Source organism: Pseudonocardia sp. ICBG1293 (assembly GCF_020131355.1).
Classification (GTDB): Bacteria; Actinomycetota; Actinomycetes; order Mycobacteriales; family Pseudonocardiaceae; genus Pseudonocardia.
Genome location: NZ_JAHLEL010000068.1, coordinates 1 through 21751, shown reverse-complemented (window position 1 = coordinate 21751; position 21751 = coordinate 1). Strand labels below are relative to the sequence as shown.

Sequence of the window (21751 nt, the reverse complement as noted above, 5' to 3'; positions counted from 1 at the left end):
GATTATTCCCGGATACTACGGCGACCCCCAGATGCTCGACAACATCCTCAGCAGCCGCACGCCCGCTCAACCGCACCCGGTCGATCTGCTTAGAGGTCGTTTCAGAACGACTTGTCGAGTTTCCATTGACCCCTCGACGACAGATCAAACGGCAGGTCAGATAGCCGCTTGTCGTCTACAACAGACACGTCGACCTCGTTCTGAAATGACCTCTTACTACGCCGCTCCACCACCCGCGCCGTCTTCCGACGTTGCGCCCGACTCCCCACGACTCACCTTCCCCGCGTAGCAGCGTGCTACTGGCCCGTAGTGTCAGTCGCGCCACCACCCGAGCCAGCGCAGTCGCTGGCGTTGTTGTGGCGGTGGTGGTCTGCGCGGGTGCCGGCCTCGGCGGCGCCGGCACCCGCGCCGATCCCCGGCCCGGCACCACGACCGCGGTGACGACGACACCCCACAACACGACCCGCACGTCGGATCCGGAACCCGACACTAGCGGTGATCCGGACCTACCGGGCAACCCACTGGTTACCGGCGGGTCACATCCCGACACCCTCGGTGCGTGGGAGACCCAACACCGCCCGCAGCTCCTCGAGGCGTTCGGTGAACACGTCTACGGCCACCCGCTGCCCGCCCCGGACGACATGACCTTCGACGTCACCGACCTCGGCGCCACTGACGACGGGGCGGTCGGGAAGAAGATCGTCATCGAAGTGACCGGCCCGGTCGGGGCGGCCCGGTTCACCCTGCGCCTGTTCACACCCACCGCGCGAGAAGTCGAGCGAGAAGTCCACGGGACATTCTTGCTGATCGATCACCGCGGCGCCGTCACCGACACCGGCTCGGACAGCGACTACGCGCCGATCGCCCAGATCACCGGTGCTGGTCACGCGCTCGCCGTCCTGGATGCGGTCGAGGTCGCACCGGACGACCTCGACCGCTACCGGGACGGCGTCATCAGCGCCTTCCACCCGGCGGGCACCGAGCTGCCCGACACCGCGGGGCGCACGATCGCCGCGTGGGCCTGGGCCGCGTCCCGCGCCCTGGACTACCTGCACACCGACGACGCCACCCGGTCCGGTGTCGACCCGGCACGGGTTGCGGTGATCGGGCACTCCCGCAGCGGCAAGGCCGCGCTGTGGGCCGGCGCCCAGGACCCGCGGTTCCCGGTCGTGATCTCCAACAACTCCGGCGCCGCCGGGGCGAAGCTCGCTGACACCGGACGAGGCGAGTCCATCGACGCCCTGACCAGCGCGTTCCCGCACTGGTTCCCACCCGCCTACCGCACCTACGCCGGCCGCCCCGACGCGCTGCCGGTCGACCAGCACCAACTCCTCGCGCTGATCGCGCCCGGCCGCCTGGTCGTCGCCTCCGCCACCGACGACGTCACGGCGGACCCGCAGGGCGAACACGCCGCCTACCGAACAGCTGAACCGGTGTGGGCGCTCTACGGACTGCCCGGCACCGGACTCCCCGACAGTACCTGGCCGCCGCCGACGGACCGGGCCTATCGCGGGCCGGGCATGTCCTACCACCTGCGCACCGGCGCCCACGGCCTCACTACCGACGACTGGCGCTTCTACCTGCACGGAGACCTCTTCCGATGGTGACCACCACCCGACCGCAACCCACCACGATCGGGCACGACCGAACCACCGCGGACGTCAGCGCCGACACCCGCGACGACCGCGACGACACCGCGTCGCTGATCTACGTCGTCCCGCACGACCAGCTCGTCCCCGACCTGCACCCGCGCCTCTGGGCGTTCCGGACCGGAGAAGCAGTGTTCGCCACCGGCTACCTCGTCGGCCTCCTCGAAGCACCGTGCCTGACCTACCTCCGACGCCACGCCCAGGCCGGGCAGACACCGGTCGGCACCCGGGTCGAGGTGGCGCATCGGGCGCCGTCGATCCCCGGAAGACCGCCTCCACGTCACCGCACGACGCATCAGCACCACCAGTCACCGATGTCACTTCATCGTGGCTGCGCGCGATCAGCGCGGGGTCCTGGTCGCTGACGGCCACGTGACGGCGCACCTGGTCGACACCACCGCATTCCGCGCGCGGCTCCGACAGCGATCGCGAGTACACGACCGGGCAGCTGACCTGGCGCCTCGGCGAACGCGGCTTCACACCACCCCGACGACAGGCACGACACGACAGCAACGGAGACACAGCAGCATGAACAACTACTCGACTTTCCCGAACGGCCCCAGGATGACCGACGTGAGCGGTCTGCGGTGGGACGACGCCACCAGCAGCTACCGGTGCCCGACCTGCACACAAGCGCCGCGGGCGCTGATGCTCGGCCAGGTAGAGGCGCTGGTCTGCGGGGACTGTGCGACCTACTGGCTCACGCCCACCGCCGCCGGGCGACAGGATCTCGAAGCAGTCGAGGACGACTACCGCGCGGCGGGATGTCTCGACAGCGACCCGATCAACTCGGGTGACAGCGCCGCTGCGGGCCGTGTGGGGCCAGCTACGGCGCGGGCGGCGTAGGGCCGGTGGATCCGCGTGATCCTGGGGCAGGCGGTAGCGGGCGATCCCGTCGGGACTCGACCCGCTACCGTCTGCACTCAAGCAATGACTGCGCCGCCCTTGTCTTTTGCCAGAGCCAAGGCGCCGCAGCCCCACCACGAGCATCCGACTCGGTTGCTCTGACTCGCGAAGTGCCCGCCGAAGCGGGCCCTTCGAGGAGATAGGAGGCAGCGTACTCATGACTCGCCGACTGGTCGACCTCGACCTCGACCTCGACCAGGCGTACGCACCACCGGTGGTGGTTGTCCCGTTTGTGTCTGCTGACCTGGCCGTCAGCGTCCTGGTTGGGGGTGTGCGGTGAGCGCGTTGGTGATGACCCGGCCTGGGTGTGATGAGGCCGAGGATGGTTTGCGGGAGGGGCGTGGGTTCCCGTTCTCGATGGTCGGGGACTTCGTGGCGCTGTCCGGGGTGTCTTCGCGGGCGGTGCACGTCTACAACTTGCTGCGCGGGCACGTGAACGTCGCCCAGGGCGATGACCGGGCCTGGCCCGGTCTGCGGGGGATGGCCGACACGATCGGCCTGCGCAAGATCGACTCCGTGATCGCCGCGATCCGCGAGCTCCAAGCGATCGGCGCGGTCGATGTCGAGACCGCCACGACCGCGACCGGGCGGCGCAACATCTACACCGTCCACCTCGCTCCGCCGCCCGGCTACACCGGCCTGGCCAGCTTCCAGGAGCTCTACGAGCACCGCGCTCGAGTCGCAGCACGGGCCGCCGCGGAGGCCGCCGCGAACGCCCCGTCCGGGCCCCCACCACCCGCCGCCCAGGCCGCGAGATCGTGCCCGGCGACCCGCCGCACCCCCCGCCACCCGCATACATCCGCAGGTCACGGGGGGTCATCCCTAAAATTGGATCACCCGTTTGGGGGATCATCCCTTTTTTCGGATGATGGGTCATCCGAAAAAAGGGATGAGAACAAGACGAACAGGGGGGGGACGCGCGAGCGCGCAAGCCGACCGGCCGAGCAGGTGGCTGAGCCTGGCCCCCCCCGGAGCTCTCGACCAGAGCCCCGACCCGGAGGAGCCGGACCGGAGCCGACCGCGGCACAGCCCTCGACCCCGTCCGCGGCCGGCCCGGAGGCGTCGTTGGTGAGCGAGCTAGGTGCGGTGACCGCGGCCCTGGCCCAGGTCGCCGCACAGCTGACCACCGCGCTCACCGCGCAGCCCACCGCCGGACCGCTGGCGACCGCACCGGCCGCGGCCGAGCAGGTCGTACTACCCGCGATCGCCGCCACTCCGGACCCGGACCGGCCCGAGACCTGGAAATGCCCCCGCCACCTCGCCCACCCCGACCCCCACGATCGACCCTGTAGAGGCTGCGGAGCAGCCCGCCGCCACCACGAAGCCCTCCGAGACCTCCAGGCCGCCCAGGCCGCCCAGGCCGCCCAGGCCGCCCAGGCCGCCCAGAAACGATCTGAAACCGCGCACCGGGCACGGGAAGCCCGGGCGGCCTGCACCGACTGCGACGACTACGGCCACATCATCGATCCCGACACCGGCCACACCTACGAGCACTCGCTGCGCTGCGACCATGACGGCCGCGCCACCGACCGGATCACCCGACACCGCCAGTACCTCACCGCACACGCCGCCAAGGCCGCTCAGACCGGGGGACCTGTCCCGGGCGCGGCAGCCCGCGCCGAGATCCGCGCCCACCTCGCCGAACTCGCCACCCGCCGCACCAACCAGCACACCACCCGCCCGGATCACCCACTACCGCCGACACCGAAAGCATGGAGATAACCGCCCGGCGTGCATCGACGGCACGGCTGCGCCGGGATCACGTGCTGGTGACAACCAGCGCCACCGCTGGCGTCCCCGCAGCCCGGACACGCACAGTGCGCGCATGGACACACCACGCAACGCCCCCGACGATCAGGGCGATCTGCTGCCCTGGCCGACCTGGATGTCCGGCCCGGACCGTTCCGCTGCTGCTGCGGCGGATGAGGCCGACACCGTCGTGCGCGGCCGCGCCGCCCTGGGGCCTTGACCCCGTGTCCAAGATCCGGGGTCAAGGCCCGCTCACCATGACCTGGCGCTGACGGCCTGCGGAACCGGTCACCTGCGGTTGGTCATGCAGGCTTGCTACGACCGAGTAGCGCGTTCACGCTCACCAGACCAGTCTCGGTCCGGGTGCTCGCTGAGTCCGTCTGTGAGCCCGTCTGCTTCGCAGTCGCGGCGGTGACGCGTTCGGAGGGGGGAAGGATGCCGCGGGCCCGCAGATTGCGTTTCGCGGCCGTTGCCGTGCGGGGGGCGTCGATCATGCGGTCGACTCGGGCCAGGGCCGGTTCGTGTCCGTGGTCCCAGGACTGAGTCAAGAACAGCTCGGCCTTGGCCAGCTTCGTCTCGCCCGGCAACGCCTCGTAGCGGGCAGTCCACTCCGGGGTCTCGACCGCGTGGTCAACAGTGTGATCAGCAGCCGCGTCGTGGTCGGTGGTCTCGTCCTCACCGGATTCAGCGCGCACCACGGTAGGCAGGACCAGCGTCGCCTCGCTGTCGGCGTTCACGGGGCCTGTGTGTACGCTGCCTGTCTCGACCGCGTCATCAGCAGCGATCTCCGGTCCGGCCGGGGCTCCCGGCGACGGTGAGTTCTTGGTGGGAGCCGTCGGAGAGATGAGCCGGTGGCGGCGGTCGAGGTGGTAGGTGCCGTCGTGATAGACGAGCTGCGCGGTGCCGTCGGCGGCGATGACGATCGCGGCCGCGCGTAACGCTGCGTGCTGGGCACGGTCGATCTTGACCGCGGCCCGCGCGGCCAACTGGTCGGCGCGGCGCTCGGCGCGTGAGCGCGGGGCCCCGGCCAGGGTTAGCTGGTGCGCGACGATCCCGGCGACCGACACGACGGCCATCACCAGAGCGACCGTCCACCCGCCGCCGGCCTTGTGCAGGCCGTGGGTGAAGTTCATCCCGGCTGCTCCGAGGGAGAACACGACCACCCCGACTCGCAGACCGGCCACAGGCCGGTGCGGGTGTCGGTGCCGGGATGCGACAACAGCGAGGGCGAAGGCCCACATCCCCAGCTCCGTGATCCCGGCCAGCAGGAACCCGGTCGCCCCGAAGATCACGCTCCCGTAGGCGGCCATCGCCGGAGCGGCTAGCGCGAACGACAGCACCGCGATCGGATAGATCAGTAACTCCACCACGTGCGCGTCCAACCACGACAGTGCCGCCTGCCGGGCATCGGATCGGGTTTCTGCCCGGGTCTTGCGCTGCTCGGCTTTCCGGCGCTGGGCGGCGTCTCGCGCGATCCGGTCTCGTTTCTCGCGGGCATTCTGTTCGGCGATCTTCCGGCGCGCGGCGGCGTCAGCGTCTTCTCGCGCCAGACGCGCTTCCAGAGCGCGGGATTCCCGGCGGTCACGCGCGTGCTGCGCCATCCACGACGTCGGAGACCCGGCTGATGATGTTGCTCCGGAAGGACGGAACTCTCGAACAGTCATGCCTGACCTCTTTCCTGGGGGCCGCGGACAGTGTCACGTTCAGCGATTCGTTGACGATACTGACGGGACTTCCCGGTCCGAGCGGGTTTCGCCGGGTCCCCATTATCCACCCGGAGCTGGATCGCTCCCCGAGACATCCCTACAAGCTCCGCCATCCGCCCGAATGACACCGACCGGGTCCGCCGGACCGCGACATACAAAGCAGGATCCACCGCCTCATACGCAGCCCGGTGAATATGAAGCAGATCCACCACCGTCTGCACCGACGCCTCCGACCCGGTCGCGCCGTCGACGATCTCCCGGATAACCCGCAACGCCCGGACTGCGGTGGGACTGGGCGGCAATAGCGGTTCAGGCACGGAACGACGCGGCGGGAACAACCCAACACCTCCAGAGACGAACACCCACCACTGTACACCCTCTTGAACTTCTCGGCGATCGCGGTGGGGCTCGGCGATCGCGATGGGTGGCGATCGCGATGGGTGGCGATCGCGATGGGTGGCGATCGCGATCGCGGTGGCGATCGCGATGGGTGGCGATCGCGATGGGTGGCGATCGCGATGGGTGGCGATCGCGATGGGTGGCGATCGCGATGGGTGGCGATCGCGATGGGTGGCGATCGCGATGGCGATCGCGGTGGCGATCGCGATGGGTGGCGATCGCGATCGGGTGGCGATCGCGATCGCGATCGCGGTGGCGATCGCGATGGGTGGCGATCGCGATCGCGGTGGCGATCGCGATGGGTGGCGATCGCGGTGGCGATCGCGATGGGTGGCGATCGCGGTGGCGATCGCGATGGGTGGCGATCGCGATCGCGGTGGCGATCGCGATGGGTGGCGATCGCGATCGCGGTGGCGATCGCGATGGGTGGCGATCGCGATCGCGGTGGCGATCGCGATGGGTGGCGATCGCGATCGCGGTGGCGATCGCGATGGGTGGCGATCGCGATCGCGGTGGCGATCGCGATGGGTGGCGATCGCGATCGCGGTGGCGATCGCGATGGGTGGCGATCGCGGTGGCGATCGCGATGGGTGGCGATCGCGATCGCGGTGGCGATCGCGATGGGTGGCGATCGCGATCGCGGTGGCGATCGCGATGGGTGGCGATCGCGATGGGTGGCGATCGCGATGGGTGGCGATCGCGATCGCGGTGGCGATCGCGATGGGTGGCGATCGCGATCGCGGTGGCGATCGCGATGGGTGGCGATCGCGATCGCGGTGGCGATCGCGATGGGTGGCGATCGCGATGGGTGGCGATCGCGATCGCGGTGGCGATCGCGATGGGTGGCGATCGCGATCGCGGTGGGGCTCGGCGATCGCGATCGCGATCGCGATGGGGCGTGGCGTCAAGTCACGAGCAGACGGCCCCGGGCGGCGACGCACCAGGAAGCACCCTGAAAGAACCGAGCCAGGCAACCGGCGCGCTTGCCTACGTCACGTTCTGTGCTTGTCCAGCAGGTAGACAAACCACTGGACAAAGACTGGACAAGCAGCTGAATTTCGGCGTCCTACGCGCGCCCGGGCCCGGGCGCGCGTAGGACGCACACTAGCACGCCCAGTCTCGTTGTCCACTGGACAACTGGACAATCACACGCCGTCACACTCGCCGCCGGCGCTGGTGCCGGACCCGCCGCTGTTCATCTCCCGAGCGATGCTCTCGACGACCTCGATCGCCTGGTCACCACGCCAGCTGTGCCGCTGGTAGGTGCGGAACTGGTTGATGTGCCGCTGCACACTTTCGTGGTCCTCGTTGGCGTGGCTCTGGCCGGGACTAAGGGCCAAGTTGCTAGCCCCCTCATTGGGGGCCATGTAGACGACTGCGTCCAATCCATATGCAGGATCAAGTTCGACATTTCCGGACAGAATGGAAAGAGTGATCAAATTGCGCTTGGCTAGCGAGGTGATTCTGTCCAGCTGGTCGACCATCACATGAGTTCCACCAAACTTCTGCCTGAGTAGACATTCGGTTACGACGACCTCCATCTTTCGGGGAAAAGTGTAGAGGATGTTTTGGCGGTCGATACGCTCCGCAATTTTGACGGCTATGGTTCGCTTCGAGCTGTAGGTGGTAGAGTGAAAAAAGTGGCGCATGTATGCGGCTGACTGAAGAAGGTCTGGCACGAAAGAGCTGTGCCAGGTTAGGATGGATGCGGCCTCGAGTTCGATGGATTCGACGTCGCCGCGCCGCGCCTGCCATCCATTTAGGCTTGAATTGCGCTGCGGCGCTGACTTCCTTGGCGCGGCGTCGATTTCTGCGAGCAGCTCCGCTAGGGAGTCAGAGGGGGCCCTTGTGGCTCGAAGCCATTCCTGTGTCTCTTGTTTGGTGACGTGCGATTTCCCTAATTCGATCCGACTGACTCGCGATTGGTCACATCCGATGGCGTCGGCTAATGTTCGCCCAGACATTCCCGCTGTGAGGCGGAACTTTCGCAAGCGTGCGCCGAGTTGGGCCCAGGGATTGTTCTGGCGAGAAGTCACGCCCCCCCCGTTGCGTCTGAATGTTGTCTCGTTATGGACTCTGAGTTAGCGGGCTGCTCTGACTGTGAAGGCTGCCCTTGGTGGGGACTGGTCGCCCCCTCCACTGTCGGCTGCAGCTCCGGCGCTGCCGCAGGCGGGGGCTTGACTTGCGTGCCAGCCCCCTGCAAGCTGAGGTGGTCGATGTAAGAACTTCCAGTTCCTGCATTGGCTACATAAGTTGAGTGGTTGGGCCTCGGCGGGTTGAGAGCCGCCGAGGCCCTTGTAGGCCACCCAGAGTGCGAAGAGGTGACCCACGTGGTCGAGCGTAGTCCTGTCTTTGACGACGATCCGGGGCCTGGAGCTCCGGTCCCGGTCGAGTTGTCGTCCCATCCAGCACGGCACTGTCTCGATGTCGACCCGGAGGTGTTCTTCCCGGTCAGTGAACTGGGTGTGCTGCAGGCTCGTCTCGTGTGCACGGGCTGCCCGGTGCGTGTCGCGTGCCGGGAGTGGGCGACAGCGACGGGCGAGTACGGCGTGTGGGGCGGCACGACCCGCGAGGAGCGCACCGCTCAGCGGCACGTAGCCATCGCCGCCGTCGCGGCGGTTGACGGTCGGGCGGTGGCGGCCTGATGTCGACCTCGGCGGGGACGGTTCATCTGCCTGCTCTGAGTGCTCGGCGTGCGGATGCGGTGTTGCGTCGCAGTCAAGTCCGCCGGGACATGTTCGTATCGGCGTACGGGCAGGCGTCCACGCCGGTCGAGCGCTTGATCGCGGCGTTCGCCGCCGTGCGAGCGACGCTTCCTAAGAACCGGGCCGGGTCGCCAGAGGTCATGCGGCGGATCGATCGCATCGCCGACGACCTGGCCGACCTGTTCGTCGAGCTCCACGCCGGCCAGGAGGCTGCCGCTCACAAGGCAGTGCGAGCGAAGCAGCGTCAGGCCGAGCGGGCGCAGGCCCGCCGCGAGCAGCGCCAGGCCGCCGTTCCTGCTGCTGGCGGTGGTCGGTGATGCAGGTGCGTGCCCGGTGTGTGGTGTGTCGCAGGTCGATCGAGATTCCACGGGATGGCGGTGTGCTGCCGCGGACCTGTAGCCGCTGCCATCGGCAGCGGGTGGGAGGTGGTCGTCGTGCCGCAGCCCGCATCTGACCAGCACCAGGACGAGCAGAAGGTCGAGGGCGCTCCGGATCGTCCGGGTCTCTACATCGTCGACCCGAACACCGCGCCGCCCACCGGCGGCGAGGACCAGACGGCTGCACCGGCGGAGCCGGCCGTGAAGCCGTTGGCGCCGTGGGACCAGCGCATCGCCCAGGCCATCAGCGATCTGGTGGAGGCGCGGCCGCGGTGGAACGAGCAGCCGCCGTCGTATGCCCAGACCTGGGCGTATTCGCGGGCCGGTGACTGGACCACCTCCAGCAATCAGCTGGTGAGAGCCGTGCACGCGGCGCTGACGCTGGCCGCCCTGGCGATGGTGTTCCCGCTGGACTGGCTGGCGAACGTGATCCGGGACAAGCCGTCCGGCTTCGTGATCACGGTTGTCGTGGTCGTCCTACTCGCCCTCGCCATCTGAAGGAGGCGGTTCATCGTGTCGTGGTCGATGTTCATTCCGTCGTCGATGCCCGCGCTCGGCGCCCTAGCGTTGATCCTGGCGATCGTCCTGGTCTATCTGGATGTGCCCGGCAAGGGCGTGGACTGGGAGAAGGTCGCCGCTGTGTTGGCGGTGGTCGGCGGGTTCGGCGTCGGCGGCGCGTCCGCGGGCTGGTTCGGTGGGCTGTTCACCGCGTTGTCGGGTGGTGCGTTGACCGGGGCCGGGCAGGCCACCGCCCAACTCGTCGGCGTCTCCGCGGTCGGCGCCGTAGCGGCCGCCGCCGGGCTGTGGGCCTACAGCCGCCTACGCGGCGCCGGGATCACCGCGGCAACCAGGACGAAGTCGCTGATGGTCGTCGCCGCCCTGGCCCTGGTCGGCACCGTCCTGGCGGGTGTCCCGCGGCTGTACAGCGCCGCGGACACCTTCATCGCCGCGCTCGCGGCATCCCTCACCTGATGCCGTCGATGTCCTCGACCTCGGTCGATGCAGGCCGATACGACACTAGAGAAGAGAGGAGCGGCTGATGGAGGCGTTCTTCCTGACCTGTGTCGTGGTCGCGTTCTTCGTGACCAAGGGCCGCACCGACACCGCCGCCTACAGCAACGGCAAAGAACCACCCGGCCTCACCCGAGCCCGCATGCGCCACGAGAACGCCGGCGGCGGGGCCCGCACCAGCTCGGGGCGCCCGACCGGGCAGGGCGCGTTCGGACTGCTGGTCGCCTCCCGCTGGACCGAGGCCTGCCGGGCCGCCCAACACCGGGCCGAACACCGCGCCGCGCGGCGCCGTGCCTGGTTCGACGAGACCGCGCCGTCCCGGGACGAGCGGTGGCGCACTACCCAGCAGCGTCGCCTCGACAGGGCGGATCGTGCGCGGGCCCGGTGGGCCCAGGCCCGCGGCCTGCTCCCCGTCGCGGGCTCCGGCAGCGCGAGCGGCGCCAGCTCGGCGATCGGTACCGGTTCGGCCGGGCCTGCGGGGGCGAAGAGCTCGGAGCCGTGGGGTCGACGGCGACACGCCACTTGTCCCGCTGCCGGGGCATCGGGTGGTGCGGTGGTGGCGACCGATGATCCCGGCCTGCCTTCCCCGCCTGTGGCGGAGCAGGTTCCGGTGGCCCGCCCGGTCCCGGATGAGGACGGCGGCGTCGACCTCGACGACTTTCCCAGCACTGCCCCGGAGGCGGCGCCGTCGTCGTCTCCGTCTGGCACGGCCCCGGCAGCAGAGTCCTCGCCGACGGCTACCAGCACAACTACTTCTTCCGGAGGAGACGGGATGTATGAGGCAGCGGTAGCGCGGTTGATCGCCGCGGCGGACGCGTGTGGCGTCTACCAGACCCAGCTCTCGGCGTTCACCGACCGGCTGTCCGGGGACGGCTGGGGCGACCAGGTCACCGGGCCCCTCGCCGATTCGCTGTCGGGGCTGAACGCCGCCGAGGGCCTGTACCGGGGCCTGGCCGAGCAGATGCGCGCCCAGGGCGACCGAGGCCGGGACGCCTACGACCAGGCCCCGTACGTGCCCGGCCCGCACGCCGTCCTCTAACCGGCACCTGACCAGCACACACACCGAAACAGAATGGAGATGACGGTGATGGCGACACTGGACGTGGACGGGAACTACGAGTTCCTCTCAGCCGCTCTGCGGGACGCAGCCTCAGACCTGGAACAGCTCATCGGCACTCACCGCTCGCTGGTGGACGAGTTCGAAGGTCACGGCTGGACCGGCCTGGACGGCCTCGACGGTGCGGGCACCCATGTCGGTGCGGTGATCGACAACCTGTCGGCTGTGGCGGAGCGGATCGGTGTGGGTGGGCAGATCGTGCGTGACGCCCTGACCGCCAATCACATGATCACGCGGGCGTCGAAGGCGTCCCTGGGCCACGGCTGACTAGCGGGTGGGTTTCGAGTCCCGCCCACACCACGGGTGGTGTGGGCGGGCGCTCCGGCTCCATCAGCACGGTTCTGACCAGTAGAAGAAGGAAGGACGGTCATGACCCGGTCGAAGTCTGTTCCGACGATCACGCGGAAGACGCGGTTCGAGCATGCTGCCCGGCTCGCGGCGCAGCGGGCCGAGGCGCGGCCGCAATCCCGACAGACCGCCCGCGACCGCGACGGTGCTGTCGACGACACGACGACTGCACCCGGCTCGGGTGCAGTGCTGGGCGTGCTCTGGTCGCGGGTGAAGGGAACGGTCGTGCCCGGCGCCGACGACGTGGCAGCGGCGGCCTCGGCTGGTGGTGATGATCGGGTGGAGAACGCGCGTCGGGTGTTGGTTGCGGCCCGGAACCGACGGCGGCGGTGGCCGTGGATCCCGGCCGCACTTGGTGGTGTGGCCGGGATGGGTGGGCACTGGCTCGGCGCCGGGCTGGCGGCGGTGGCCGGTGCGGACCCGGCGGTCCTCGCCGCGCCCGCCGCGGCGGTGCCGTTGGGTGCAGCTGCGGTGGTCGCTGCCCGCTACCGGTCGGCGGTCGGGCGGTGGTGGCCCGAGCTGGCCGGTAGTGGTGCGGGTGCATCAGTTCTGGCCTATCACCTCGCCGCGGCCGGCCCGTCGCCGCTACTCGCCGCCGCCGCGGTCCTCGGCACCACAGCGATCGGTGCCCGCTGGTGGCGGGCACACCCGATCGGGCCGCGGGTTGCGGCGTTGACGCCGCCGCAGCAGTTGCCTGCGGTCGCGCCGCCGGACCCGGAGCACGACCGGTACTGCTTGGCGTGGGCGGAGACCAACGCCGCCAGGAACGGGAAGGTCCCCGGGTCACGCCTGACCAACCGCACCGACGACGCATACACGACGTGTTTCGATGTGGTCCTGGCCCGCGGGACACACACCCTCGATGACCTGGTCTCCCATCGGGTACGCCTGGCCGGTGGGCTCGGGCTCGACGCCGACCGGGTCCTGTTCGCGCCCGGGCGCCGTGGGGAAGGTGCGGCGCGGGCGCGGTTGACGATCATCCACACCGACCCGGTCGCGCAGACCCGGTTGTTCACCGCGCCACGCGTGGCCGACGGCGTGATCAAGGGTGTCGGCCGGTCGATCGACGGGTCCGGCGAGGTCGATGTGCTCATGTGGGATGACGGCGGCACCGTCCCGACCGCGGTGCTCGGGTCGACCGGTGGCGGGAAGTCCGGCGCTACGAACATCCTGGTGACCTCGGCGTTGTCGACCGGCGTCCTGAACCTGCTGTATGCCGATCCGAAAGGGAACTCCTCCACCGCCCTCGCGACACGGGCGCGGGTCGCGGTCATCGGCAAACAGAACGTCCTCGCGTTGCCGCGGCTGGTCACTGCGATCCTGGCCGCGCGCGCACAGATCGCCGCCGAGGCCGGCTCCGATCTGATCTTCCCCAGCCAGGACGTCCCTGGGTGGATGTTCCTGCACGACGAGTACTCCTTCGTCGCCCACGACCCGAAGGTCGCCGCACTCTGGACCGAGACCGTCAACACCGTCCGCGCCCTGGGCATCTGGCTGGTCGGGCTCAACCAGTCCCAAGGACAAGCAGCGTGGGGCGGGGACCATGCCCGGTCGGCGTTCGCGGCGCAGGTGATCGCGTTCCGCACCAACTCGAAATCATCCTCGGATCTGGTGCCGGGCCTGCTGTTCGACCCGGCCGAGCTCCCGCTCAACGATGCCCGGCCGCGGCGGCCGGTGCCCGGGATGGCCGTACACGCCCACCTGGACGCGCCGGTCCGCTGGGACTGGCTGCCCTCGGACGCGGACGCGGCCCGGATGGTCAGCAAAGGCCTCCCGGCGCCGGCGTTGACCGCCTCGACCGCGTTCGACCGCTACTTCAACCAGCCGGAGTTGCATCCACTCGACGACGCCGCGATCACCAGCGTGCTCGGCCCGGCGGTGGGCGGGCGGTGGCAGGTCGGCGGGCTCGGTGGCACCCACCACCTCCTCGACACTGACGGGCCCGGCCCGGCCGGCTTTCCGGGCGGCCCGCGGCGAGCCGCGTGGGGCACCCGCACCACCGGCGCCGGTGGTGCCGACACCGCCGCTCTGTCAGCTGCTGCTGCGGAGGTCGTGTTGTCGCCGGTGCAGGCCGAGGTCCTCGCTCTGATCCAGGGCGGGACCGCCACGACCGGGAACCTGGTGGACGCGGCGACCGTGTCGAAGGCCGCCGTGCACGACGCCCTCGACACGCTGATCGGGTGCGGCCGCATCAGTCGTGTCGCCCGGGGCCGCTACCAGGCCACCCTGGATGATCGAACCCCGGATGATCGGGATGAGCAGGACTCGACATCATGACCCGGATGAATCAGGTGCGCAGGCGTAGCCCGGTCGGGGAACGGCGGGCCGCGACGCTGCTGATGGCAGCCCTCGCCCTGACCGTGTTCGTACTGGTCGAGGTCTGGGCCCTCCGCGACGACACCGACACCGACACCGGTTCAGGCGCGGCGGGGTCGGCGGAGATGGTGACTGCGGCCGGGCCGGTGGATGTGTCCGGGCTGCGGGTCGCCCCGGACCGGCACGGGCGTGACTACCGCCGCGACGCGTTCGGTCCCGGCTGGGCGCTGGCGGTCGGGCCGGGCTGCGATGTCCGCGACGCTGTCCTGGCCCGCGACCTCACCCAGACGACGGTCACGCGTGGCTGTGACGTGACAGTGGGGACGCTGCGGGATCCTTACAGCGGGCAGACCGTGACCGGCCCGACCCGTGACCTCGATGTCGATCACGTCATCCCGCTCGCGTTGGCGCATCGGTCCGGCGCGCATGCCTGGACCGATGCCCGGCGTGAGGAGTTCGCGAACGACCCGGACAACCTGCGCGCGACCACCGCGCAGGTCAACAGGTCGAAGTCCGACCACGGCCCCGAGCACTGGATGCCCCCGGTCGACGCGTGTGCCTACGCCCACGACTTCGTCCGAGTCGCGGCCCGCTACCAGCTCACCGTCACCGCGCAGCGCGCCCACGCGCTGCAGAGCGCCTGCCGATGAGCAGGCACGTCATCGCTTGACCGTGAAGGAGCGGAGGTCATCATGTCGTCCGGTATGACGGACGTGTCCTGGCCGGGCGCTGGACTCTGTGCCCAGACCGACCCGGGTGTCTTCTATCCCGAACCTGGCGAGCCCGCCGATACCGCGAAACGGATCTGCACGCTGTGCCCGGTCCGGCTCCCGTGCCTGGAATACGCCCTGGCCACCGGCGAGCAGTACGGGATCTGGGGCGGACTGTCAGCGAACCAACGACACCACCTGCGCCGCGGCATCCCCGGTACCGCAGCGTCCGCGGCGGGGGATCGGAGATGTTCGTGATCCGCCCGCCCGCAGACCTACCAGCGTCGGCGTCGCTGCCGCGACCGGGCCGGTGGGGCGGATGTGGCGACCGCGAGCGACCTGACTACTGTCTGTCCCCCGAATACGACAAACGGCCCCCACCCACCAAGGAAAAGGGCCGCCAGTCGTCCATCCAACCAGCCGTGAGGCTGAGATAGGAGAACTCTACCTATGACCGGCCACCCCGGCCACCCCGGCCACCCCGGCCACCCCGGCCACCCCGGCCACCCCGGCCACCCCGGCCACGAGCCGTTTACACCTGTTGACCTGTGGGTCTCCGCATCGACGGGTGGTGTGCGATGAGCACGCCCTGGAGGAACTCCCCACACCGCGCCGCGCCGGCGGTGGCCGGTCGGGAGCCGTTCACCGTGGGTGTGGCGTCGGCGACGAGCATCGGGCTCTCGCCGCGGTGGGTGCATTACAGCGGTGTGTCCCCGGCCGCGCGGGTTGCGGCGGAGGTCCTGGCCGATATGGCCACGATGCGCCCGGCCGGTGATCAGGCCCCGGTGCTCGATCGTGAACGGCTGGCCTATCACGTCGGTGTCGGTCGCGCGGACAAGCTCGCCCCGATCCTGGCCGAGTTGATCGAGATCGGATTCCTCACCGTCTACGACGGTGGTGCCGACCCGGACACCGGTCGCCGTCGGCAGCGCCGCGACGGCCGCGGCCGTCCGGTCCCGGACCGGTTCGCGGTCAGTCTGCACCCGCCGGCCGGCTACCGCGGCGCGGCGACGCTGACCGAGGCCGACGCCGCGTTCACCGCGGCGCGGGACGCGGTCTACCGGGACGTCGAAGCGACCGGGAAGACGCCCCGCGCGGGGCGTCACACCATCCCACGGCCTCGCCCAGACCGTTCCCGATCGCCGCAGGTCAGCACTGTCCCCGGATCTCGGGGACAGGTCGAAGGTCCTGTCCCCGAGATCCGGGGACAGGAAGAGTTCGCCCTGGTCGGAGCTGTCCCCGAGATCGGGGGACAGGGTGAGCCGACTGTCCCCGGATTCCGGGGACAGTCAGAGTTTGTGCAGGTCAGGACTGTCCCCCGTTTTCGGGGACACCTTCAGATCGAGAGATCTTCGATCTCTCTCGAAGAGAGAGAGATCGAAGGATCGAGCGCGCTCGCGCGCGGGTCGGCTCCGCCGCCCGCTCCGAGCGCCGCGGCGGCCGCGCCAGCCGGGTTCGGTCGCGGCGGTTCGGTTGTCGAGGCGGTCGGTCTCGGGGCGGGCGGTCTCGCCGAGCGCACTGGGCTCGATGGCCGGGCCGAGGCATTCACCGAGGCACTCACCGAGCCGGTCGATGAGGCGCTGGATGTGTCGCTGGGGGTCGAGGCTCGGGAGGTGGTACGTCGGTTGCCGTGGGTGGCGTGGGCGCAGGCTCGGGGCAAGACGGGGTGGCGGTTGACCCCGGCGGATGCTGATCAGGTCCAGGCCGCGATCTGTGAGGCCGTGTCCGTGCACGGGCTGTCGTTGGTCGAGGCGGCAGTGATCGGGCAGGCGGCGTTGTCGGAGGCGAAGGGCGCCCCGGTCGTCTACGTCGTGAACGCCTTCACCCGCCACCTCGCTCGCCGACGCCGCGCTCTGACTGCGGAACCACTGGCCGAGACCCCGCTGCCCTTGCTCGACCCTCCAGTCCGCCGCGACGGCCCACAGCGGCGCTCTCAACGCCCGGAACAGGCCACGCAGGATCAGCCGGCGGCTGCTGGCGTCGACCCGGTCTCCGTTCCTGAGCAGGTCGAGACCTCGGAGTCGTCGGCGGCGTGTGGGATGTGTGAGGCCCGTGCCGGTGACGGTGCGGTGATGCGGACGGTCGACGGGGGCGACGGCCGGTGTGTGCCGTGCCCGGCCTGCCGTCCCGGTCAGAGCTCGGCGGTGACCGCGTGAGCACCTCGACACCGGCCTCGGAGTCGGGTGCGGGGCCGTTGCCGCCGCACGATCTGGTCGCCGAGCAGGCGGTGCTCGGGGCGATGATGCTCTCGCCTGAGGTGGTCGGGGAGGTCACCGAGACGGTGACGGTCCGGGATTTCTACCGGCCCGCACATGCCGCCGTCTATCAGGTGATCTGCGGCCTCGATGCCAGCGGGGAGCCGTCGGATCCGGTCGCGGTCGCCGCCGAGTTGGACCGTCGCGGGGAGCTGGGTCGGATCGGTGGCGCGGCGTCTCTACACACCCTGATCGCGGCCGTACCGACCGCGGCGAACGCCGCCTACTACGCCGAGATCGTGGCCGAGAAAGCGACGCTGCGCCGCCTGGTTGAATCCGGGATCCGGATCCAACAACTCGGCCACATCGGCGTGCAGTCGGGGGAAATCAGCGGGGTCATTGACCGGGCTCGTTCTACGCTGGACGGCGTGTCGGCTGTGCATGATGATTCCGCTGGGTGTGTCGCGTTCGGATCCGGTCACGCCGCGTGGCTCGCCGGGCTGGACGGCCTGCAAGCCGGCTGGGGTGAACCCGGGCTGCCCAGCGGCCTGGACGACCTGGACGAGGTCACCGGCGGCTGGAAACCCGGCCAGCTGATCGTGATCGCCGCCCGCCCCGGGCTCGGGAAATCGACCCTGGCCCTGGACATGGTGCGGGCAGCATCAGTCCGGCACGGCAAGACCAGCGTGATCTTCTCCCTGGAAATGTCCGAATCCGAGATCCGCGACAAGATCATCGCCGCGGAGGCGCGAGTCCGGGTCTCGGATCTCCGCACCCCACATGCGCTCGATCAGGTCGCCTACGAGCGGATCACCGCCGCCGCGACCCGGGTCCTCGCCGGTGGCGAGTTGTTCATCGACGACACCGCGACCACAACGGTCTCCCAGATCCGGGCGAAGGCGCGCCGGGTGCAGGCCCGCCACGGCCTGGACCTGATCGTCGTGGACTACCTCCAACTCATGTCCTCCGGTAGCCGGGTGGAGAACCGGCAAGTCGAGGTCAGCGACTTCTCCCGACAGCTGAAGGTGCTGGCGAAAGACTTCGACGTCCCGGTGATCGCGCTATCCCAGCTCAACCGCGGACCCGAACAACGAGCCGACAAACGACCCGTGCTATCGGACCTACGCGAGTCCGGCGCACTGGAACAAGACGCCGATATCGTGATCCTGCTGCACCGCCCCGACGCCTACGACCACAACGACCCCCGCGCCGGGGAGGCCGATCTGATCCTGGCGAAGAACCGGGGCGGCCCCACCCGCACCATCGCGGTGGCCCACCAGCTGCACTACAGCCGCTTCGCCGGACTGGGCCGCCGATGACCGCCGACGAGCTCACCACCGGCACGAACACCCTGGCCGTGCCAGCACCCAAGCCTGAGCTGAAGCCGAAGTCAGGGCCCGAGACGGTGGTGTTGCTGTTCGGTCCGGGTGCGTTGCGTCGGTTGCAGGACGGGACGAAACGTGCCGCGGTGGTCCCTGCGAAGCAGGTTGGATCGCTGAAGGTCGGGTCGTCGTTGACGGCGAAGTCGGTATTCGGCGACGCTCGCCTGCCGCTGCAGGTGCGGGCCCGCCACGACCTGCCCGGCGGTATTGACGGGCTGCCCGCACTCGCGGAGACGGCGGGCCTGACACTCGCTGATTTCACGGTGGAAACGGAGTGGTCGGGTTACCTCACGACGGCGCGGCAGAACGTCCCGAAAGCGGCGGTCGTGCTGGTCGTCGACCCGGCCGGGCCGATGACCGGGACGTTGTATGACAAGAAGAAGAAAAAGAAGACCTCCGGGTCGGGGCCGTGGGCGTGGTACCGGGTGGACCTACAGCTGCAGCCGGTGGCGGATGCCCAGATTCACCCGGCCGACCGCAAGCCCCTGGCGACGCGGATCAGGACGGTATGTGACCGGCTCGCCCCCGAGGCCCAGATGCGTGAGGCGGTGGATGCGGTGGCCGAGGTGTTGCTGGGTTCGCACCGGGCCCACGGGACGATCACCCGCGAGCTGCGGGCCCGGATCGGGTCCGCCCAGACTGATGCGGCGGTGGCGTGGTTGCGGCGTAACAAGCTGCTGGTCGGTCTGGGTGCTGAGCGGGTGTGGAGCCCGCGCCTGTTGGTCGGGTTGCGGATCCAGATGCCGGCCTCGTTGGCCGGGGACCGCACACCCGAACCGGATACCGCCGATGTGGCGGGCGCGGTGGCCGGCGTCCGGTGAGGAGGGTGGTCGCGCCGTGAGCGAGCCCGTGGCCGAGTCGTCTGTGTGGGTGGGCGGGTATCGGATCGAGGCCGATGTGGAGCTGTCCAGCGACTGGCTACCCGCGTCGGCGTTCACGATGATCTATCCGACGGTGGAGGGTGCGATCCCGGTCGCGATCGAAGGGGTCGCCGACGCCGAGATCGACGAGGTACGGATCGTGCACGTGGCCACCGGCCGGGTCGCGTGGCGGTCCACCGACGACGACGTCGACGGCCCCACGGTGGACCCGGCCAGATGGGACTGTGCTCGGCCGGTCGTGTCCTGCCGACTATCGAGGGAGAACCGGTATGGGAGGTCGGGCCGCGAAGGTCGTCGTCAGCGAGGCGTTGTCGACGGACACCGATCAGCGCCATGTCGTGGTCGCTGCATCGACCGGTGAGATTCTTGATGACGCGCAGGGACGCGGATACAAGACCGCGCATGATGCGTATCGAGCCTATACCTACAAATCGCTGGCGCCGCCGAAGCGGCATGTCGTGAAGCGGAAAGTCACGACATGGTGCGCCGAGCACGAGGCGCTCATAGCCGATGCCAAGAACATGGCGTTCCACGCGGCGCAGGACGGGGAACCGCTCACGACAGCCGATGTTGAGCGGCTGTTGTTTGAACACGGTGTCCTTGAGTTGCCGTTCACGGTCCGGGACTTGATGCGGCACTGGTGACGATCGTTCCCGGTCCGGGGGCGGTGTTGACCGGCCCGGCTGGATCGTGACGCAGCTGTGGGGCCGGCGGACAGGAATCTGTCCTTGAGCCGGTGATTTGGGCCGTTGATCGCGACGACGACGCGGTGTTCGTCTGGTTCAGAGCTGGAGACCGCGGCGGCGGTAGGCGCTGTCCCGGTCCAGGTAGGACACGGCGAGTGCGGCGATGGCGATGGTCAGTAGTTGGATCTCATCGGGGGTGTAGTGATCCGGCAGTGCCCGTCCGAGGATGTCGCCGCCGGTGTCGTCGGGGTCGTAGGGGGCATCGGCGGGTGGGAGCTGGGCGGGGCCGGCGTAGCCGTCGGCGATCGTTCCGCGGCGGCAGTGGCCGGAGAAGTAGTCCATCAACGCATACGAGGCCTGGTAGAGGTGAGGGTCCTGACAACATGTCTGACGATCCGCGGGATGCTGCTCCGTGCGGTCGTCGGCGGGCCCGGTCCGTCCCTTGCGGCCTGGCAAGAAGGACCGCCGCAGGGGTGGGCCGAGGCTGCCATGCCCTGATCGCGGTCGGCCTCGGCCCTGGGAGGGTTGCTCCCGCCCCGGACCGTGCTCCCCAGCCAGCCGGGTGGAGTCAACCGAAGCACCCGTACAAGGCTGAGTGTGACCTATAACCCATTAGTGAGTAAGAGGTCGCGCGGATTGGTTGGTGATCATGGACGTCGTGCAGGTCGGGCGTTCCAGCGGTGTGTGGTCCAGGCCTGCCGAATCAAGCTACGGAGTGTGACGATCGTGTCGGCGAGGTCGAAGAACGCGTCGACGACGATTTCTCGTCGTTCGTAGCAGCGCTGCAGCCGGTTGAAGCTGTTGTGCCAAGCGTTGGTCCGCTCGACGTGCCAGCGGCGGGTGGCCTGGATCGGCGCTTTCTCACCCTTGTGCGCGATCTCGCCGTGCAGGCCTCGTTCGGCCAGCGTGTCGCGGGTCTTGCCGGAGTCATAGCCGGCGTCGAGGTGCACGGTGATGTCGTCGGGCAGCGGGCCGAGAGCATCGAGGCGGTCGAGGGTGGGGCCCAGTAGCGGGGAGTCGTGCCGGTTGGCTCCGGCCAGGACTCGGCCCAGCGGGATGCCGTATCCCTCGACGAGCACCGAACGTTTCATACCCTGTTTGCGCCGGTCCACCGGCGACGGACCGGCGACCTCGCCGCCGCCGGGGGCCTTGGTGATGGCGCCATCGACGGCGATGTCGTGCAGCAGCAGACCGACGATGCGGTCGTAGGCGTCCAGGACGATCCGACGCAGCTGGGCGAAGACCCCGAGCCTGATCCACTCGTCACGACGATCGCGGATGGTGGTCGCCGAGCAGGTGCTGTCAGCGATGCCCTCATACAAGCAGCCGAACCGCAGTACCTGCAGGAGCTTGTCGAACACGATCCGATCCGCGATCCGGCGGCGATGGCAGCCCAGCGGATGGGTGGGATCGAACTCGTCTCGATGAGGCAGCAGCGCGGTGAACTGGTCCCACAACGGCTCGGTCAGCCATGATGGCAGGGTGGGCACGCGGCCTCCAGACGATCACGAAGCGTAGATAACTTCATGATCGGCAGGCCCGTACCCGCCCTCGCCCCCAGACACTCGACCGCGGCCAAGCTGTGACCAATCCGCGCGACCTCTAAGAGCGCCC

26 protein-coding genes are annotated in these 21751 nt (G+C 69.4%); 21 read left to right on the top strand and 5 right to left on the bottom strand.

Translation table 11 applies throughout. The features are described from left to right. Positions 1–101: 101 nt before the first annotated feature. Positions 102–233 carry a hypothetical protein gene (locus KPF47_RS39460; protein WP_255659576.1) on the bottom strand — a complete coding sequence of 44 codons (132 nt, stop codon included), beginning with the start codon at positions 231–233 and terminating at the stop codon, positions 102–104. A gap of 132 nt (positions 234–365) precedes the next feature. Between KPF47_RS39460 and KPF47_RS35675 the strand changes: the two genes are divergently transcribed. The 6 genes from KPF47_RS35675 (at position 366) to KPF47_RS35655 (ending at position 4524) form a co-directional block, all read left to right on the top strand. Next, the gene (locus KPF47_RS35675) at positions 366–1607 is read left to right on the top strand and encodes an acetylxylan esterase (RefSeq protein ID WP_224389050.1); all 1242 of its coding nucleotides are present in this window, start codon (positions 366–368) and stop codon (positions 1605–1607) included. Further along, complete coding sequence (locus KPF47_RS35670; protein WP_224389009.1) at positions 1601–2014, top strand: hypothetical protein; 414 nt, start codon at positions 1601–1603, stop codon at positions 2012–2014. Before KPF47_RS35675 ends, KPF47_RS35670 begins: the two co-directional genes overlap by 7 nt. Positions 2015–2222: 208 nt before the next feature. Continuing rightward, positions 2223–2495, top strand: a complete 273-nt coding sequence (locus KPF47_RS35665; protein WP_224389010.1) for a hypothetical protein — start codon at positions 2223–2225, stop codon at positions 2493–2495. 217 nt (positions 2496–2712) lie between these two features. Continuing rightward, positions 2713–2835, top strand: a complete 123-nt coding sequence (locus KPF47_RS39455; protein WP_255659577.1) for a hypothetical protein — start codon at positions 2713–2715, stop codon at positions 2833–2835. Between the two features lie 788 nt (positions 2836–3623). Further along, positions 3624–4277 (top strand): hypothetical protein, encoded by a 654-nt coding sequence (locus tag KPF47_RS35660; protein ID WP_224389011.1) that lies wholly within the window; start codon positions 3624–3626, stop codon positions 4275–4277. Between the two features lie 103 nt (positions 4278–4380). Then, positions 4381–4524 carry a hypothetical protein gene (locus KPF47_RS35655; protein ID WP_224389012.1) on the top strand — a complete coding sequence of 48 codons (144 nt, stop codon included), beginning with the start codon at positions 4381–4383 and terminating at the stop codon, positions 4522–4524. Between the two features lie 82 nt (positions 4525–4606). On the opposite strand, the gene KPF47_RS35650 is transcribed toward KPF47_RS35655, so the two are convergent. Further along, positions 4607–5905, bottom strand: coding sequence for a hypothetical protein (locus tag KPF47_RS35650; protein ID WP_224389013.1), 1299 nt, complete (start codon positions 5903–5905; stop codon positions 4607–4609). 561 nt (positions 5906–6466) lie between these two features. Here KPF47_RS35650 and KPF47_RS35645 point away from each other — a divergent pair. Beyond that, complete coding sequence (locus tag KPF47_RS35645; RefSeq protein WP_224392895.1) at positions 6467–7429, top strand: hypothetical protein; 963 nt, start codon at positions 6467–6469, stop codon at positions 7427–7429. A gap of 125 nt (positions 7430–7554) precedes the next feature. Here the strand turns inward: KPF47_RS35645 and KPF47_RS35640 are convergent, their stop codons facing one another. Further along, positions 7555–8445 carry a Scr1 family TA system antitoxin-like transcriptional regulator gene (locus KPF47_RS35640; protein WP_224389015.1) on the bottom strand — a complete coding sequence of 297 codons (891 nt, stop codon included), beginning with the start codon at positions 8443–8445 and terminating at the stop codon, positions 7555–7557. A 294-nt stretch (positions 8446–8739) separates the two neighbouring features. Between KPF47_RS35640 and KPF47_RS35635 the strand changes: the two genes are divergently transcribed. The 14 genes from KPF47_RS35635 to KPF47_RS35570 all read left to right on the top strand — a co-directional run bounded on the left by KPF47_RS35635 (position 8740) and on the right by KPF47_RS35570 (position 20095). Beyond that, on the top strand, positions 8740–9054 hold the full coding sequence (locus KPF47_RS35635; RefSeq protein ID WP_308015386.1) for a WhiB family transcriptional regulator: 315 nt from the start codon (positions 8740–8742) through the stop codon (positions 9052–9054). Then, the gene (locus KPF47_RS35630; protein ID WP_224389016.1) at positions 9054–9431 is read left to right on the top strand and encodes a hypothetical protein; all 378 of its coding nucleotides are present in this window, start codon (positions 9054–9056) and stop codon (positions 9429–9431) included. The genes KPF47_RS35635 and KPF47_RS35630 overlap by 1 nt, the downstream gene beginning before the upstream one ends. A 117-nt stretch (positions 9432–9548) precedes the next feature. Then, positions 9549–9989 carry a hypothetical protein gene (locus KPF47_RS35625; protein WP_224389017.1) on the top strand — a complete coding sequence of 147 codons (441 nt, stop codon included), beginning with the start codon at positions 9549–9551 and terminating at the stop codon, positions 9987–9989. Between the two features lie 27 nt (positions 9990–10016). Beyond that, positions 10017–10463: a hypothetical protein gene (locus KPF47_RS35620; protein WP_224389018.1), complete on the top strand. Its 447-nt coding sequence runs from the start codon at positions 10017–10019 to the stop codon at positions 10461–10463. A 67-nt stretch (positions 10464–10530) separates the two neighbouring features. Continuing rightward, a complete protein-coding gene (locus KPF47_RS35615; RefSeq protein WP_224389019.1) occupies positions 10531–11541 on the top strand; it encodes a hypothetical protein in 1011 nt (336 codons plus the stop codon). A 45-nt stretch (positions 11542–11586) separates the two neighbouring features. After that, positions 11587–11886: a hypothetical protein gene (locus KPF47_RS35610; protein WP_224389020.1), complete on the top strand. Its 300-nt coding sequence runs from the start codon at positions 11587–11589 to the stop codon at positions 11884–11886. A 102-nt stretch (positions 11887–11988) separates the two neighbouring features. Then, the gene (locus tag KPF47_RS35605) at positions 11989–14244 is read left to right on the top strand and encodes a hypothetical protein (protein WP_224389021.1); all 2256 of its coding nucleotides are present in this window, start codon (positions 11989–11991) and stop codon (positions 14242–14244) included. Beyond that, entirely contained in the window at positions 14241–14933 is a 693-nt protein-coding gene (locus KPF47_RS35600) for an HNH endonuclease family protein (protein ID WP_224389022.1), read from the top strand. The genes KPF47_RS35605 and KPF47_RS35600 overlap by 4 nt, the downstream gene beginning before the upstream one ends. 42 nt (positions 14934–14975) lie before the next feature. Next, entirely contained in the window at positions 14976–15251 is a 276-nt protein-coding gene (locus tag KPF47_RS35595; protein WP_308015578.1) for a WhiB family transcriptional regulator, read from the top strand. Positions 15252–15571: 320 nt separating this feature from the next. Next, on the top strand, positions 15572–17149 hold the full coding sequence (locus tag KPF47_RS35590; protein ID WP_224389023.1) for a hypothetical protein: 1578 nt from the start codon (positions 15572–15574) through the stop codon (positions 17147–17149). Beyond that, a complete protein-coding gene (gene dnaB / locus KPF47_RS35585) occupies positions 17146–18507 on the top strand; it encodes a replicative DNA helicase (RefSeq protein WP_224389053.1) in 1362 nt (453 codons plus the stop codon). The genes KPF47_RS35590 and dnaB overlap by 4 nt, the downstream gene beginning before the upstream one ends. Then, positions 18504–19391 (top strand): hypothetical protein, encoded by an 888-nt coding sequence (locus KPF47_RS35580; protein WP_224389025.1) that lies wholly within the window; start codon positions 18504–18506, stop codon positions 19389–19391. The genes dnaB and KPF47_RS35580 overlap by 4 nt, the downstream gene beginning before the upstream one ends. Before the next feature lie 16 nt (positions 19392–19407). Continuing rightward, positions 19408–19812, top strand: a complete 405-nt coding sequence (locus KPF47_RS35575) for a hypothetical protein (protein ID WP_224389054.1) — start codon at positions 19408–19410, stop codon at positions 19810–19812. Then, positions 19790–20095, top strand: coding sequence for a hypothetical protein (locus tag KPF47_RS35570; protein ID WP_224389055.1), 306 nt, complete (start codon positions 19790–19792; stop codon positions 20093–20095). The genes KPF47_RS35575 and KPF47_RS35570 overlap by 23 nt, the downstream gene beginning before the upstream one ends. Positions 20096–20233: 138 nt before the next feature. Here the strand turns inward: KPF47_RS35570 and KPF47_RS35565 are convergent, their stop codons facing one another. Further along, positions 20234–20593: a hypothetical protein gene (locus KPF47_RS35565; RefSeq protein ID WP_224389056.1), complete on the bottom strand. Its 360-nt coding sequence runs from the start codon at positions 20591–20593 to the stop codon at positions 20234–20236. Between the two features lie 191 nt (positions 20594–20784). After that, positions 20785–21627, bottom strand: a complete 843-nt coding sequence (locus KPF47_RS35560; protein ID WP_224389057.1) for an IS5 family transposase — start codon at positions 21625–21627, stop codon at positions 20785–20787. Between the last annotated feature and the right edge of the window lie 124 nt (positions 21628–21751).